At 70.7% G+C, this 15,740-nt stretch carries 13 protein-coding genes; all 13 read left to right on the top strand.

All coding sequences use genetic code 11. From position 1 onward, the window contains the following. Position 1 precedes the first annotated feature (1 nt). The 13 genes from ABTY20_RS09800 to nuoN are packed head-to-tail and all read left to right on the top strand — an operon-like array spanning position 2 to position 15,684. Positions 2-556, top strand: coding sequence for a NuoB/complex I 20 kDa subunit family protein (locus tag ABTY20_RS09800; RefSeq protein ID WP_010041554.1), 555 nt, complete (start codon positions 2-4; stop codon positions 554-556). Beyond that, positions 553-1,305: an NADH-quinone oxidoreductase subunit C gene (locus ABTY20_RS09795; RefSeq protein ID WP_351996449.1), complete on the top strand. Its 753-nt coding sequence runs from the start codon at positions 553-555 to the stop codon at positions 1,303-1,305. Before ABTY20_RS09800 ends, ABTY20_RS09795 begins: the two co-directional genes overlap by 4 nt. Then, positions 1,302-2,633, top strand: coding sequence for an NADH-quinone oxidoreductase subunit D (locus ABTY20_RS09790; protein ID WP_351996448.1), 1,332 nt, complete (start codon positions 1,302-1,304; stop codon positions 2,631-2,633). Before ABTY20_RS09795 ends, ABTY20_RS09790 begins: the two co-directional genes overlap by 4 nt. Beyond that, positions 2,630-3,490 (top strand): NADH-quinone oxidoreductase subunit NuoE, encoded by an 861-nt coding sequence (nuoE, locus tag ABTY20_RS09785; protein WP_351996447.1) that lies wholly within the window; start codon positions 2,630-2,632, stop codon positions 3,488-3,490. The genes ABTY20_RS09790 and nuoE overlap by 4 nt, the downstream gene beginning before the upstream one ends. Further along, positions 3,487-4,839, top strand: a complete 1,353-nt coding sequence (gene nuoF / locus ABTY20_RS09780; protein WP_351996446.1) for an NADH-quinone oxidoreductase subunit NuoF — start codon at positions 3,487-3,489, stop codon at positions 4,837-4,839. Before nuoE ends, nuoF begins: the two co-directional genes overlap by 4 nt. Continuing rightward, on the top strand, positions 4,836-7,340 hold the full coding sequence (locus tag ABTY20_RS09775) for an NADH-quinone oxidoreductase subunit G (protein WP_351996445.1): 2,505 nt from the start codon (positions 4,836-4,838) through the stop codon (positions 7,338-7,340). Before nuoF ends, ABTY20_RS09775 begins: the two co-directional genes overlap by 4 nt. Beyond that, the gene (gene nuoH, locus ABTY20_RS09770) at positions 7,337-8,713 is read left to right on the top strand and encodes an NADH-quinone oxidoreductase subunit NuoH (protein WP_351996444.1); all 1,377 of its coding nucleotides are present in this window, start codon (positions 7,337-7,339) and stop codon (positions 8,711-8,713) included. The genes ABTY20_RS09775 and nuoH overlap by 4 nt, the downstream gene beginning before the upstream one ends. Continuing rightward, positions 8,706-9,347 (top strand): NADH-quinone oxidoreductase subunit NuoI, encoded by a 642-nt coding sequence (gene nuoI / locus ABTY20_RS09765; RefSeq protein WP_351996443.1) that lies wholly within the window; start codon positions 8,706-8,708, stop codon positions 9,345-9,347. Before nuoH ends, nuoI begins: the two co-directional genes overlap by 8 nt. Beyond that, positions 9,344-10,186, top strand: a complete 843-nt coding sequence (locus ABTY20_RS09760; protein WP_351996442.1) for an NADH-quinone oxidoreductase subunit J — start codon at positions 9,344-9,346, stop codon at positions 10,184-10,186. Before nuoI ends, ABTY20_RS09760 begins: the two co-directional genes overlap by 4 nt. Further along, positions 10,183-10,482, top strand: coding sequence for an NADH-quinone oxidoreductase subunit NuoK (gene nuoK, locus ABTY20_RS09755; protein WP_004927567.1), 300 nt, complete (start codon positions 10,183-10,185; stop codon positions 10,480-10,482). Before ABTY20_RS09760 ends, nuoK begins: the two co-directional genes overlap by 4 nt. A gap of 14 nt (positions 10,483-10,496) precedes the next feature. Next, positions 10,497-12,461, top strand: a complete 1,965-nt coding sequence (gene nuoL, locus ABTY20_RS09750) for an NADH-quinone oxidoreductase subunit L (protein WP_351996441.1) — start codon at positions 10,497-10,499, stop codon at positions 12,459-12,461. A 5-nt stretch (positions 12,462-12,466) separates the two neighbouring features. Continuing rightward, positions 12,467-14,038 (top strand): NADH-quinone oxidoreductase subunit M, encoded by a 1,572-nt coding sequence (locus tag ABTY20_RS09745; protein ID WP_351996440.1) that lies wholly within the window; start codon positions 12,467-12,469, stop codon positions 14,036-14,038. Continuing rightward, positions 14,035-15,684, top strand: a complete 1,650-nt coding sequence (nuoN, locus tag ABTY20_RS09740; RefSeq protein ID WP_351996439.1) for an NADH-quinone oxidoreductase subunit NuoN — start codon at positions 14,035-14,037, stop codon at positions 15,682-15,684. Before ABTY20_RS09745 ends, nuoN begins: the two co-directional genes overlap by 4 nt. Positions 15,685-15,740 lie beyond the last annotated feature (56 nt).

The raw sequence follows: 15,740 nt of genomic DNA, 5'->3' as shown, positions 1-15,740 counted from the left end.
CATGGGACTCGAAGAAAAGCTGCCGAGCGGATTCCTGCTGACCACCGTCGAGCAGGCCGCGGGCTGGGTGCGCAAGTCGTCCGTCTTCCCCGCCACGTTCGGCCTCGCCTGCTGTGCCATCGAGATGATGACCACCGGCGCCGGCCGCTACGACCTGGCGCGCTTCGGCATGGAGGTCTTCCGCGGATCGCCGCGGCAGGCGGACCTCATGATCGTCGCCGGGCGGGTCAGCCAGAAGATGGCGCCGGTGCTCCGGCAGGTCTACGACCAGATGCCGAACCCCAAGTGGGTGATCTCCATGGGGGTCTGCGCCTCCTCGGGCGGCATGTTCAACAACTACGCGATCGTGCAGGGCGTCGACCACATCGTCCCGGTCGACATCTACCTCCCCGGCTGCCCGCCCCGCCCCGAGATGCTGATGGACGCCATCCTCAAGCTCCACCAGAAGATCCAGACCTCCAAGCTCGGCGTGAACGCCGAGGAGGCGGCCCGCGAGGCGGAGGAGGCGGCGCTCAAGGCCCTGCCCACGATCGAGATGAAGGGGCTGCTGCGATGAGCGACGCGAACGGCGCGGGCGGGGCGGACGGGGTGAACCCCGAGAAGGAGCTCTCCGCGGAGAACCTCCCCGGCCAGCGCGGACAGGGTGGCGAGGAGGTCCGGGTCCAGCGCGGCATGTTCGGCGCCAACAACGGCGGCGACACCTCCGGCTACGGCGGACTGGTCCGCTCGGTCCGGCTCCCGGGGCCGGCGGCCCGCCCCTACGGCGGGTGGTTCGACGAGGTCGCCGACGAGCTGGAGGGCGCGCTGGAGGAGCAGGACCTGCTCCCGGAGAACGCCATCGAGAAGACGGTCGTCGACCGCGGCGAACTCACCTTCCACATCGAGCGCGAGCACCTGGTCCGGGTCGCGAGGACCCTGCGCGACGACCCCGCCCTGCGCTTCGAGCTGTGCACCGGCGTCAGCGGCGTGCACTACCCGAACGACAAGGGCCGCGAGCTGCACGCCGTCTACCACCTGCGCTCGATCACCCACAACCGGCTGATCCGCCTCGAGGTCAGCGCCCCCGACAGCGACCCGCACATCCCGTCGCTGTTCTCCGTCTACCCGACGAACGACTGGCACGAGCGCGAGGCGTACGACTTCTTCGGCATCGTCTTCGACGGTCACCCGGCCCTGACGCGGATCATGATGCCGGACGACTGGCAGGGCCATCCGCAGCGCAAGGACTATCCCCTCGGCGGCATCCCCGTCGAGTACAAGGGCGCCCAGATCCCGGCTCCGGACCAGCGGAGGTCGTACTCATGAGCACGTCGCACGCATCCGCCGCCTCGGCACGCGAGACCACCGAGGGAACCGTCTACACCGTCACCGGCGGCGACTGGGACGAGGTCGTCGAGACCGCGGCCCGCGCCGACGACGAGCGGATCGTCGTCAACATGGGACCGCAGCACCCGTCCACCCACGGGGTGCTCCGGCTGATCCTGGAGATCGACGGCGAGACGGTCACCGAGGCCCGCTGCGGCATCGGCTACCTCCACACCGGCATCGAGAAGAACCTCGAGTACCGGACGTGGACCCAGGGCACCACCTTCGTGACGCGCATGGACTACCTGACGTCGTTCTTCAACGAGACGGCGTACTGCCTCGCGGTCGAGAAGCTGCTCGGCATCGAGGACCAGGTGCCCGACCGCGCCTCGGTCATCAGGGTGCTCCTGATGGAACTGAACCGGCTCTCCTCCCACCTGGTGTGCATCGCCACCGGCGGCATGGAGCTCGGCGCCACCACGATCATGATCTACGGATTCCGTGATCGTGAACTCATTCTCGACCTCTACGAGCTCATCACCGGGCTGAGGATGAACCACGCGTACATCCGCCCCGGCGGACTCGCCCAGGACCTGCCGCCCGGCGCGGTGGACCGGATCCGCGAGTTCGTGAAGACGATGCGGAAGAACCTCCCGGAGTACGACAAGCTCGCCACCGGGAACCCCATCTTCAAGGCCCGCATGCAGGACGTCGGCTACCTGGACCTGGCCGGCTGCATGGCCCTCGGCGCCACCGGCCCGATCCTGCGCTCCACCGGCCTGCCGCACGACCTGCGCAAGGCACAGCCGTACTGCGGGTACGAGACCTACGACTTCGAGATCCCGACCGCCGACACCTGCGACTCCTACGGCCGCTTCCTGATCCGGCTGGAGGAGATGCGCCAGTCGCTGCGCATCGTCGAGCAGTGCCTGGACCGGCTGGAGCCCGGCCCGGTCATGGTCGCCGACAAGAAGATCGCCTGGCCCGCCCAGCTCGCCCTGGGACCGGACGGACTGGGCAACTCCCTCGACCACATCAAGAAGATCATGGGCACCTCCATGGAGGCCCTGATCCACCACTTCAAGCTGGTCACCGAGGGCTTCCGGGTCCCGCCGGGACAGGCGTACGCGGCGGTCGAGTCGCCCAAGGGCGAGCTCGGCGCGCACGTCGTCTCCGACGGCGGCACCCGCCCCTACCGGGTCCACTTCCGCGACCCGTCCTTCACCAACCTGCAGGCCATGGCGGCGATGTGCGAGGGCGGCCAGGTCGCCGACGTCATCGTCGCCGTCGCGTCCATCGACCCCGTGATGGGAGGCGTCGACCGGTGACCACCTCTTCTTCCGAGCGGGGCGTCAGCCTGGGCATGCCGGAACTGCCCGCACCCGCCTACCCGGACGACGTCCGGGCCCGGCTGGAGACCGACGCGCGCGCGGTCATCGCCCGCTACCCGGACTCGCGGTCCGCCCTCCTGCCGCTGCTGCACCTGGTGCAGTCGGAGGAGGGCCACGTCACGCGGACCGGGATGCGGTTCTGCGCGGAGATGCTGGGCCTGACCACGGCCGAGGTGACCGCGGTCGCCACCTTCTACACCATGTACCGGCGCAAGCCGAGCGGCGACTACCAGGTCGGGGTGTGCACCAACACCCTGTGCGCCGTGATGGGCGGCGACGCGATCTTCGAGGAGCTCCAGGAGCACCTGGGCGTCGGCAACGGCGAGACCACCGACGACGGCAAGGTCACCCTGGAGCACATCGAGTGCAACGCGGCCTGCGACTTCGCGCCCGTGGTGATGGTGAACTGGGAGTTCTTCGACAACCAGACCCCCGAGAGCGCCAAGCGCATGGTCGACGACCTGCGCGCCGGCCGTCCGGTCGCGCCCACCCGCGGGGCGCCCCTGTGCACCTTCAAGGAGACCGCCCGCATCCTGGCCGGCTTCCCCGACGAGCGGGAGGGGGCCGTCGAGGCCACCGGCAGCGCGGGGCCCGCCTCGCTGGTCGGCCTGAAGCTGGCCAAGGGGGAGGCCGCGCCCGCGCGCGTGGTGCACCCGCGCGGCGGGGCGCCCCGGGACACCCCGCCGCACGAGCCGTCGCCCGCCGAGCACCTCAGCTCCCACGACGCGCCGCAGGACACATCGGCCTCCGACCCCGAGCACTCCTCGGGTCCCGTCGCCGAGGAGGGGGAGTGATGACCTTGGCCGCCGAACTCAAGGACATGAGCCCGGAGAAGCTGCTCGCACCCGTGCTGTCGGCCTTCTGGGACGAGGACGCGTCCTGGACGCTGGACGTCTACAGGAGGCACGAGGGGTACGAGGGGCTGCGCAAGGCGCTCGCCATGTCGCCGGACGACGTCATCGCGTACGTCAAGGAGTCCGGTCTGCGCGGACGCGGCGGCGCCGGCTTCCCGACGGGGATGAAGTGGCAGTTCATTCCCCAGGGCGACGGCAAGCCCCACTACCTGGTGGTCAACGCCGACGAGTCGGAGCCCGGAACGTGCAAGGACATCCCGCTCCTCTTCGCGAACCCGCACAGCCTCATCGAGGGCATCGTCATCGCGTGCCACGCCATCAGGTCGTCCCACGCCTTCATCTACCTGCGCGGTGAGGTCGTCCCCGTGCTGCGGCGGCTGCACGCGGCCGTGCGCGAGGCCTACGCGGCCGGCTTCCTCGGCGAGAACATCCTGGGCAGCGGACTCGACCTCGAACTCACCGTGCACGCGGGCGCGGGCGCGTACATCTGCGGTGAGGAGACCGCACTGCTCGACTCGCTCGAGGGCCGCCGGGGACAGCCGCGGCTCCGTCCCCCCTTCCCCGCCGTCGCGGGCCTCTACGCCTGCCCGACCGTGGTGAACAACGTCGAGTCGATCGCCTCGGTCCCCGCCATCATGAACCGGGGCAAGGAGTGGTTCCGCTCGATGGGCAGCGAGAAGTCCCCCGGCTTCACGCTCTACTCCCTCAGCGGCCACGTCGCCAACCCCGGACAGTACGAGGCGCCCCTCGGCATCACGCTGCGCCAGCTGCTGGAGATGAGCGGCGGGATGCGCCCGGGCCACCGGCTGAAGTTCTGGACGCCCGGCGGCTCCTCGACGCCGATGTTCACCGACGAGCACCTCGACGTCCCCCTCGACTACGAGGGGGTGGGCGCCGCCGGTTCCATGCTCGGCACGAAGGCCCTGCAGTGCTTCGACGAGACCACCTGCGTCGTCCGCGCCGTCACCCGCTGGACCGAGTTCTACGCCCACGAGTCCTGCGGCAAGTGCACGCCCTGCCGCGAGGGGACGTACTGGCTGGTCCAGCTGATGCGGGACATCGAGGCCGGCAAGGGGCGGATGGCCGACCTCGACAAGCTGAACGACATCGCCGACAACATCAACGGCAAGTCCTTCTGCGCCCTCGGCGACGGCGCCGCCTCGCCGATCTTCTCCTCGCTGAAGTACTTCCGCGAGGAGTACGAGCAGCACATCACGGGCCGCGGCTGCCCCTTCGACCCCGCGAAGTCGACGGCCTGGGCCGACCACCGCACGGAGGTGAACGCATGACTGTGACCACCAGCGCTCCCTCCGGCGGGGGAGAAGCCGCGGTCCCGCCCGAGGACCTCGTGACGCTGACCATCGACGGCGCCGAGATCAGCGTGCCCAAGGGCACCCTGGTCATCCGGGCCGCCGAGCAGCTCGGCATCGAGATCCCCCGCTTCTGCGACCACCCGCTCCTCGACCCGGCGGGCGCCTGCCGCCAGTGCATCGTCGAGGTCGAGGGCCAGCGCAAGCCCATGGCGTCCTGCACCATCACCTGCACCGACGGGATGGTGGTGAAGACCCAGCTCTCCTCGCCGGTCGCGGAGAAGGCCCAGAAGGGCGTGATGGAGCTGCTGCTCATCAACCACCCGCTGGACTGCCCGGTCTGCGACAAGGGCGGCGAGTGCCCGCTGCAGAACCAGGCGATGTCGCACGGCAACGCCGAGTCCCGCTTCGAGGGCAGGAAGCGCACCTACGAGAAGCCCGTCCCGATCTCCACCCAGGTGCTGCTCGACCGCGAGCGGTGCGTGCTGTGCGCCCGCTGCACCCGGTTCTCCAACCAGGTCGCCGGCGACCCGATGATCGAGCTGATCGAGCGGGGCGCGCTCCAGCAGGTCGGCACCGGCGAGGGCGACCCCTTCGAGTCGTACTTCTCCGGCAACACCATCCAGATCTGCCCGGTCGGCGCGCTCACCTCGGCGGCGTACCGGTTCCGCTCCCGGCCCTTCGACCTGATCTCGTCGCCGTCGGTGTGCGAGCACTGCTCCGGCGGCTGCGCCACCCGCACCGACCACCGGCGCGGCAAGGTCATGCGGCGGCTCGCCGCCCACGACCCCGAGGTCAACGAGGAGTGGATCTGCGACAAGGGACGCTTCGCGTTCCGGTACGCGCAGCTGAGGGACCGCCTCGACACGCCGCTGGTGCGCAACCCGGAGGGCGAGCTGGAGCCGGCGTCCTGGCCGGACGCGCTGCGGATCGCGGCGCAGGGCCTGCTGGCCTCGCGCGGCCGCACCGGCGTCCTGACCGGCGGCCGGCTCACCGTCGAGGACGCCTACGCGTACAGCAAGTTCGCGCGGGTGGCGCTCGCCACCAACGACATCGACTTCCGCGCGCGCGTGCACAGCGCCGAGGAGGCCGACTTCCTCGCCGCGCGGGTCGCCGGCCGCGGCCGTGACCTCGACGGCACGGGCGTCACGTACTCCTCCCTGGAGAAGGCGCCCGCGGTCCTGCTGGTCGGCTTCGAGTCAGAGGAGGAGGCGCCCGGCGTCTTCCTGCGGCTGCGCAAGGCCTGGCGCAAGCACGGACAGCGGACCTTCGCCCTGGCCACGCACGCCACGCGGGGGCTCGAGAAGGCCGGCGGCACGCTGCTGCCGGCCGCCCCCGGCACCGAGACCGAGTGGCTGGACGCCCTGGCGGGCGGCGTCGGCCTGGAGGGCGACGGGGCCAGGGCCGCCGAGGCGCTGCGGGGCGAGGGCGCGGTCGTCGTCGTCGGCGAGCGGCTGGCCGCCGTACGGGGCGGCCTGACCGCGGCCGTCCGGTTCGCCGCCGCGACCGGGGCCCGGCTGGTGTGGATCCCGCGCCGGGCCGGGGAGCGCGGCGCGGTGGAGGCGGGTGCGCTGCCGGCGCTGCTGCCCGGCGGCCGTCCGTCGACCGACCCGCGCGCACGCGCGGAGGTCGCCGCCCTCTGGGGGCTGGCCGAACTGCCCCACCGCTACGGCCGCGACACCGGACAGATCGTCGAGGCGGCGGTGCGCGGCGAGCTCCAGGCGCTGCTGGTCGCGGGCGTGGAGATCGCCGACCTGCCCGATCCGGCCCGCGCACGCGCCGCACTCGCCGAGGCCGGGTTCGTGGTCTCGCTGGAGCTGCGGCCCAGCGAGGTCACCGCACTCGCCGACGTCGTCCTGCCGGTCGCCGCGGTCGCGGAGAAGGCCGGCACCTTCCTCAACTGGGAGGGCAGGGTCCGCCTGTTCGAGGCGGCGCTCAAGCCCGACCAGATGACCCGGCGGCTCGCGCCCACCGACGCGCGCGTGCTGCAGATGCTGGCCGACGCCATGGACGTCCACCTGGGGCTGCCGGACCTGCGCACGATCCGCGCGGAGCTCGACCGGCTCGGCGCCTGGGACGGCCCCCGGGCCACCGACCCGCTGGAGACCGCGGGCGCGCTGCCCCGGCCGGCCGCCGGGGAGGCCGTGCTCGCCGGGCACCGGCTGCTGCTCGACCACGGCCTCCTGCAACGCGGCGACGAGGCGCTCGCCGGCACCCGGCACGCCGCCCGCGCGCGCGTGTCGGCCGCCACGGCCGCCGAGGCCGGCGTCGAGGACGGCGGCCTGCTCGCGGTGACCGGCACCGAGGGGACGGTCGAACTGCCGTTGGCCGTCACCGAGATGCCCGACCGCGTGGTGTGGCTCCCGCTGAACTCCGTCGGCGGCGGCGTCGCCTCCGGCACCGGGGCCCTGCCCGGCTCACTCGTCCGTATCGGCCCGGCGGCCCCCGCCGGCGAGGCCCCCGTGGAGGTGGAGGCATGAGCCCGTACCTCGCCGCTGAAGACCTCTCGATGTTCGGCCGCGATCCCTGGTGGCTGATCGCCCTCAAGGCGGTCTTCTGCTTCGCCTTCCTGATGGTGACCGTGCTGATCTCCATCGTCATGGAGCGCAAGGTCGTCGCCTGGATGCAGCTGCGCATCGGCCCCAACCGGCACGGCCCCTGGGGCATGCTCCAGTCGCTCGCCGACGGCGTGAAGCTGATGCTCAAGGAAGACGTCGTCGTCAAGCGCGCGGACAAGGCCGTCTACGTCCTCGCACCGATCGTCGCGGCGATCCCCGCCTTCATGGCGTTCGCGGTGATCCCCTTCGGCCCGGCCGGCAACGAGATCTCGATCTTCGGCCAGCGCACCACCATGCAGCTGACCGACCTGCCGATCGCGATGCTGTACATCCTCGCGGTCGCCTCGGTCGGCATCTACGGCATCGTCCTGGCGGGCTGGAGCTCCGGCTCCACCTACCCGCTGCTGGGCGGCCTGCGCTCCTGCGCGCAGATGATCTCGTACGAGATCGCCATGGGCGCGGCGTTCGCCTCCGTCTTCCTCTACTCGGGGTCGATGTCGACGTCGACGATCGTCGAGGCGCAGACCGACCGCTGGTACGTCCTGCTGCTGCCGGTCTCCTTCCTCATCTACATCGTGACGATGGTCGGCGAGACCAACCGCGCCCCCTTCGACATGCCGGAGTCCGAGGGCGACCTGGTCGGCGGCTTCAACACCGAGTACTCGTCGATCAAGTTCGCGATGTTCATGCTCGCCGAGTACATCAACATGGTGACCGTCTCGGCCGTCGCCGTGACCCTCTTCCTGGGCGGCTGGCGGGCCCCGTGGCCCATCAGCACCTTCTGGGAGGGCGCGAACCACGGCTGGTGGCCGATGCTCTGGTTCACCGGCAAGCTGCTGACCCTGCTGTTCGGCTTCGTGTGGCTGCGCGGCACGCTCCCGCGGGTCCGCTACGACCAGCTGATGAAGCTCGGCTGGAAGGTCCTCATCCCGGTCGCCCTGGTGTGGCTGATGCTCGTCGCCACCGTGCGGGCGCTGCGGAACGAGGGCTACGACTTCAGCGACATCGCCCTCTACGTCGGAGGCGCCGTCCTCGCCCTCCTGCTGCTGTCCTTCGTCGCCGACCTGTTCCGCGGCAAGGGGGAGGAGGCCGGGCGGCCCGCCGAGGGCCCGCCCGCCTTCGACCCCACGGCGGGCGGATTCCCCGTACCGCCGCTGCCGGGGCAGGAGGTGCCGCCGGTGCCGCGGCGCCGCCCGCGCCGGGAGCGGGAGCTGATTGTCAGTGGTGCCCCCGATACTCAGAGTGACGGACCTCTGGGCGGATCCACGGATGGAAAGGAGGCGTCCGATGGCTGAGGAGCCCAAGGAGACCGCACCCGGTTTCCTGAACCCCGTGGCCGGCTTCGGCGTGACCTTCAAGGCCATGTTCAAGAAGCGGCTGACCGAGCAGTACCCGGAGCAGCAGAAGACCACCGCTCCGCGTTTCCACGGACGGCACCAGCTCAACCGCCATCCGGACGGCCTGGAGAAGTGCGTCGGCTGCGAGCTGTGCGCCTGGGCCTGCCCCGCCGACGCGATCTACGTCGAGGGCGCGGACAACACCGAGGAGGAGCGCTACTCGCCCGGCGAGCGGTACGGCCGCGTCTACCAGATCAACTACGCCCGCTGCATCCTGTGCGGGCTGTGCATCGAGGCGTGCCCCACGCGGGCGCTGACGATGACCAACGAGTTCGAGCTGGCCGACTCCAGCCGCGCCGACCTCATCTACACCAAGGAGCAGCTGCTCGCCGGTCTGGAGGAGGGCATGGTCGACTCCCCGCACGCCATGTACCCGGGCACCGACGAACAGGACTACTACCGGGGCCTGGTGACCGAGGCCGCGCCCGGCACGGAGCGGCAGACCGCCCACTCCGAGGGCGAGGTGGTGCAGGAGGCCGACTCGACCTTCGGGCCCGAGGAGCCGGCGTCGGAGAAGGTGATCGGGCGATGACCGGACAGCTCGCCGCCTACTCCACCTCCACCGGAGAGGCCGTCCAGTTCTGGATCCTCGGCACGGTCGCCGTGATCGGCGCCCTGTGCACCGTCTTCATGCGGCGGGCCGTGCACAGCGCGCTCTGCCTCGCCGGCACCATGATCATCCTGGCGGTGTTCTACCTGGCCAACGGGGCCTACTTCCTGGGCGTCGTCCAGATCGTCGTCTACACCGGCGCGATCATGATGCTGTTCCTGTTCGTGGTGATGCTGGTCGGCGTCACCGCGGCGGACTCCCTGAAGGAGACCATCAAGGGCCAGCGCTGGCTGGCCCTGCTGTGCGGGCTCGGCTTCGGCGTCCTGCTGGTCGGCGGGATCGGGAACGCCTCGCTCAGCGAGTTCAACGGCATCGGCGAGGCCAACGCGGGCGGCAACGTGGAGGGCCTCGCCGCCCTCCTCTTCACCAAGTACGTCTTCGCCTTCGAGATCACCGGCGCCCTGCTCATCACGGCCGCCGTCGGCGCCATGGTGCTCACCCACCGGGAGCGCACCGAGCGCGCCAGGACGCAGCGGGAGCTGGCCGAACAGCGCGTCCGCGAGGGCAAGCACCTGCCGCCGCTGCCGGCGCCGGGGGTGTACGCCCGGCACAACGCCGTGGACATCGCGGGCCTGCTGCCCGACGGCACCCCGTCGGAGCTCACCGTCAGCAAGACGCTGCGGGAGCGCGGGCAGATCCGCGACGTGTCGCAGGAGGCGATCAACGACCTGCGGGCGATGGAGCAGCGGGCCCAGGAGCGTCTGGAGCGCACCGCGATCGACGCGCCGACCTTCAAGCGGGCCGAGGAGGCGTCGAAGTGAATCCGGTCAACTACCTGTACCTGGCCGCGCTGCTGTTCACGATCGGCGCCACCGGCGTACTGATCAGGCGCAACGCGATCGTCGTCTTCATGTGCGTCGAGCTCATGCTCAACGCCTGCAACCTCGCGTTCGTCGCCTTCTCCCGGATGCACGGCAACCTCGACGGCCAGATCATCGCCTTCTTCACGATGGTCGTCGCCGCCGCGGAGGTCGTGGTCGGGCTGGCGATCATCGTGTCCCTGTTCCGTTCCCGCCACTCGGCCTCGGTCGACGACGCCAGCCTGATGAAGCTGTGAGGGGCTGCTGAATCGTGGAGAACCTGATTGCGCTGCTGGTGGCGGCGCCCCTGCTCGGAGCGGTGGTCCTGCTGTGCGGCGGACGCCGGCTGGACGCCGTCGGCCACTGGATCGGCACGCTGCTCGCGGCCGTCTCCTTCGTGCTCGGCCTGGTGCTGTTCACCGACCTGCTGGGCAAGGGCGCCGGGGAACGCACCGTCGTGCAGCACCTGTTCAGCTGGATCCCGGTGGAGGGCTTCCAGGCCGACGTCGCCTTCCGGCTCGACCAGCTGTCGATGACGTTCGTCCTGCTGATCACCGGCGTCGGCTCGCTGATCCACCTGTACTCCATCGGGTACATGGAGCACGACGAGCGGCGCCGCCGCTTCTTCGGCTACCTGAACCTGTTCCTCGCGGCGATGCTGATCCTCGTCCTCGCCGACAACTACCTGCTGCTGTACGTCGGCTGGGAGGGCGTCGGCCTCGCCTCCTACCTGCTGATCGGCTTCTGGCAGCACAAGCCCGGCGCGGCGACGGCGGCGAAGAAGGCCTTCCTGGTCAACCGCGTCGGCGACATGGGCCTGTCCATCGCGATCATGCTGATGTTCCTGTGGTTCGGCACCTTCGCCTTCGGGCCGGTGCTCGGCACCCTGGAGGAGCCCGGTCTGGCCGGGCAGGCCGGCGAGGGCAAGCTCACCGCGATCGCGCTGATGCTGCTGCTCGCCGCCTGCGGCAAGTCCGCCCAGGTGCCGCTGCAGTCCTGGCTCGGGGACGCGATGGAGGGCCCGACGCCCGTCTCGGCCCTGATCCACGCGGCGACCATGGTGACGGCGGGCGTCTACCTGATCGTCCGCTCCGCGGCCGTCTTCAACGGCGCCCCGGACGCCCAGCTGGTCGTCACCATCGTCGGCGCGGTCACGCTGCTGTTCGGTGCGATCGTCGGTTGCGCGAAGGACGACATCAAGAAGGCGCTGGCCGGCTCGACCATGTCGCAGATCGGCTACATGGTGCTCGCCGCCGGCCTCGGCCCCATCGGCTACGTCTTCGCGATCATGCACCTGGTGACGCACGGCTTCTTCAAGGCCGGGCTGTTCCTCGGCGCCGGCTCGGTGATGCACGGCATGAACGACGAGGTCGACATGCGCCGCTACGGCGGCCTCAGGAAGTACATGCCGGTCACGTTCGTCACCTTCGGCCTCGGCTACCTCGCCATCATCGGTTTCCCGGGCCTGTCCGGCTTCTTCTCCAAGGACAAGATCATCGAGTCGGCGTTCGCCAAGGGCGGCACCGAGGGCTGGATCCTCGGCGCCTGCGCCCTGCTGGGCGCGGCGATCACCGCGTACTACATGACGCGCGTGATGCTGATGACGTTCTTCGGCGAGGAGCGCTGGCGCAACGCGCCGACGCCGTCCCCGGCGGCGCCGGACGTGGAGCCCGCCGCCGAGACCCGCGGCGCCCACGAGCCGCCGCACCCGCACGAGTCCCCGAAGACCATGACGATCCCGATGATCGTGCTGGCCGTCGGGTCGGTCGCGGGCGGTGCCTTCTTCAGCCTCGGCGACCGCTTCCTGCACTGGCTGGAGCCCGTCACCGGGCACGACCACGGTCACGCGCCGATCAGCGCGATGACGGTGACCGCCGCCACGGTCGCGGTGATGGTCGTCGGCGTGGCGATCGCCTGGGCCCAGTACGGGCGCCGCCCGGTGCCGGCCGTCGCCCCGCGCGGGTCGCTGCTCACCCGGGCCGCCCGGCGCGACCTGTTCCAGGACGACTTCAACCACGTGGTCCTGGTCCGCGGCGGTGAGCACCTCACCCGCTCGCTGGTCTACGTCGACCACACCGTGGTCGACGGGGTCGTCAACGGCACGGCGGCCTCCATGGGCGGCCTGTCCGGACGGATGCGCAGGCTGCAGAACGGCTTCGCGCGGTCCTACGCGGTCTCCATGTTCGGCGGCGCGGCGGTCCTGGTCGCCGCGACCCTGCTGATGAGGGCGGTCTGATACCGATGTCCTTTCCTCTGCTGACAGCGACGGCGGCGCTCCCGGCCCTCGGGGCGATCGCCACGGCCGCCGTGCCGGCCGCGAAGCGCACGGCCGCCAAGTGGCTGGCCCTGCTGTTCTCGCTCGCCACGCTCGTGCTGGCGATCACCGTCCTGGTGCGGTTCGACCCGGACGGCGACCGCTACCAGCTCACCGAGTCCCACGCCTGGATCGCGGACTTCGGGGTCCGGTACGAGCTGGGCGTGGACGGCATCGCGGTGGCGCTGATCGCGCTGACCGCCCTGCTGATCCCGTTCATCGTCCTCGCGGGCTGGCACGACGCCGACCCCCTGGAGACGGGGAGCAGGAGGTGGCGGCCGACGCAGGGCTTCTTCGCCCTGATCCTGGCCGTCGAGGCGATGGTGATCCTCTCCTTCGAGGCCACCGACGTCTTCCTCTTCTACATCTTCTTCGAGGCCATGCTCATCCCGATGTACTTCCTGATCGGAGGCTTCGGGGACCGCGCCCACGAGCACGGCGAGGAGAAGGCGGCGACGCAGCGGTCGTACGCGGCGGTGAAGTTCCTGCTCTACAACCTGGCCGGCGGTCTGATCATGCTGGCCGCGGTGATCGGGCTGTACGTGGTCGCCGGGAACTTCTCGCTCACCGAGATCGCCGAGGCACGGGCCAGCGGCGAGCTGAACATGGCGACGGACACCGAGCGCTGGCTGTTCCTCGGCTTCTTCTTCGCCTTCGCGGTGAAGGCGCCGCTGTGGCCGCTGCACACCTGGCTGCCCAACGCCATGCAGGAGTCCACCGCCCCGGTGGCCGTGCTGATCACGGCGGTCGTGGACAAGGTGGGCACCTTCGCGATGCTCCGCTTCTGCCTCGGGCTGTTCCCGGAGGCCAGCACGTGGGCGACACCGGTCATCCTCGTCCTGGCGGTCATCAGCATCATCTACGGCGCGCTGCTCGCGGTCGGCCAGCGCGACATCAAGCGGCTGATCGCGTACGCGTCGATCTCGCACTTCGGCTTCATCGTCATGGGCATCTTCGCGATGACCAGCCAGGGCCAGTCCGGAGCGACGCTCTACATGGTCAACCACGGCATCTCGACCGCCGTGCTGATGCTGATCGCCGGATTCCTGATCTCGCGGCGCGGCTCCCGGCTCATCGCCGACTTCGGCGGGGTGCAGAAGGTCGCCCCGGTGCTCGCCGGCACCTTCCTGATCGGCGGGCTCGCGACCCTCTCGCTGCCGGGGCTCGCGCCCTTCGTCAGTGAGTTCCTGGTCCTGGTCGGCACGTTCACCCGCTACCCGGTGATCGGCATCATCGCCACCTTCGGCATCGTCCTCGCCGCGCTCTACACCCTCGTCCTGTACCAGCGGACGATGACCGGCCCGGTGAAGCCCGAGGTCTCCGCCATGCCCGACCTGCGGGTGCGGGAGATCGCCGTGGTGGCGCCGCTGGTCGTGCTGCTGGTCTTCCTGGGCGTCTACCCCAAGCCCGTCACGGACGTCGTGAACCCGGCGGTGGAGCACACCATGTCCGACGTACAGAAGAAGGACCCCCGGCCCGAGGTGGAGGCGGCCAAGTGAGCGCAACAGCCGTCCACAGCCTGTGGACAACGGCGGCCGATCCGATCTCGAAGATCGACGCGCCGAAGATCGAATACGGACAGCTCGCCCCCACCCTGATCATCGTCGGAGCGGCGGTCCTCGGGGTGCTGGTCGAGGCGTTCGTACCGCGCAAGTCGCGCTACCACGCGCAGGTGTTCGTCGCCGTGGTCGCGCTGGCCGCCGCCTTCGCCGCGGTCGTGGCGCTCGCCGCGGACGGCTACGGCACGACCAAGGCGGGCATCGCGGCGATGGGCGCCGTCGCCGTCGACGGCCCGGCCCTGTTCCTGCAGGGCACGATCCTGCTGACGGCGATGGTCGGCCTGTTCACCTTCGCCGAGCGCCGGCTCGACCCGGAGGCGCACGGCAACCGGGTGGACTCCTTCGCCGCGCAGGCCGCGTCCGTCCCCGGCAGCGACAGCGAGAAGAAGGCCGTCAAGGCCGGCTTCACCACCACCGAGGTGTTCCCGCTGCTGCTCTTCGCGGTCGCCGGCATGCTGGTCTTCCCGGCGGCCAACGACCTGCTGACGCTGTTCGTGGCGCTGGAGGTCCTCTCCCTCCCGCTGTACCTGCTGTGCGCGCTGGCCCGCCGCAAGCGGCTGATGTCGCAGGAGGCGGCGGTCAAGTACTTCCTGCTCGGCGCGTTCGCCTCCGCGTTCACGCTGTTCGGCATCGCCCTGCTGTACGGCTACTCGGGCTCGATGTCGTACGCCACGATCGCGCAGGTCGTCGACGGCACGGTCCCGGACGTCAACCCGGCGCTCGCCGCCACCATGGGCAACGACGCGCTGCTGCTGGTCGGCTCCGCGCTGCTGGTCATGGGCCTGCTGTTCAAGGTCGGCGCCGTCCCCTTCCACATGTGGACGCCCGACGTCTACCAGGGCGCCCCGACGCCGGTCACCGGTTTCATGGCGGCGGCGACCAAGGTGGCCGCGTTCGGCGCGCTGCTGCGGATCCTGTACGTCGTGCTGCCGGGGCTGCGCTGGGACTGGCGGCCGGTGATGTGGGCCGTCGCCATCGTCACCATGCTGGCCGGTGCGATCGTGGCGATCACCCAGACCGACATCAAGCGGCTGCTGGCGTACTCGTCGATCGCGCACGCCGGCTTCATCCTCGCGGGCGTCATCGCGGCCACGCCGTCGGGCGTCTCCTCCGTCCTCTTCTACCTGGCGGCGTACTCGTTCGTGACGATCGGCGCGTTCGCGGTGGTCACCCTGGTCCGGGACGCCGGCGGCGAGGCGACGCACCTGTCGAAGTGGGCGGGTCTGGGCCGGCGCTCCCCGCTGGTGGCGGCGGTGTTCGCGGTGTTCCTGCTGGCCTTCGCGGGCATCCCGCTGACCTCCGGCTTCGCGGGCAAGTTCGCCGTGTTCAAGGCGGCGGCGGAGGGCGGGGCGGCCCCGCTGGTCGTGGTCGGTGTGGTCTCCTCGGCCATCGCGGCGTTCTTCTACATCCGCGTGATCGTCCTGATGTTCTTCAGCGAGCCGCGCCCCGAGGGCCCGACCGTCGCGGTGCCGTCACCGCTGACGATGACGGCGATCGGGGTCGGCGTGGCCGTCACGGTGGTGCTGGGCGTCGCACCCCAGTACTTCCTGGAGCTGGCGGGGGACGCGGGGGTCTTCGTGCGCTGACCCGACGCCCCTCCGTACGACGACGGCGGCGGCCCGGCACCCTTCGGAGTGCCGGG

The sequence above is a fragment of the Streptomyces sp. NPDC126497 genome (genome assembly GCF_040302425.1).
In the GTDB taxonomy this organism is placed as follows: domain Bacteria; phylum Actinomycetota; class Actinomycetes; order Streptomycetales; family Streptomycetaceae; genus Streptomyces.
This window is presented reverse-complemented; position numbering and strand designations above follow the sequence as displayed.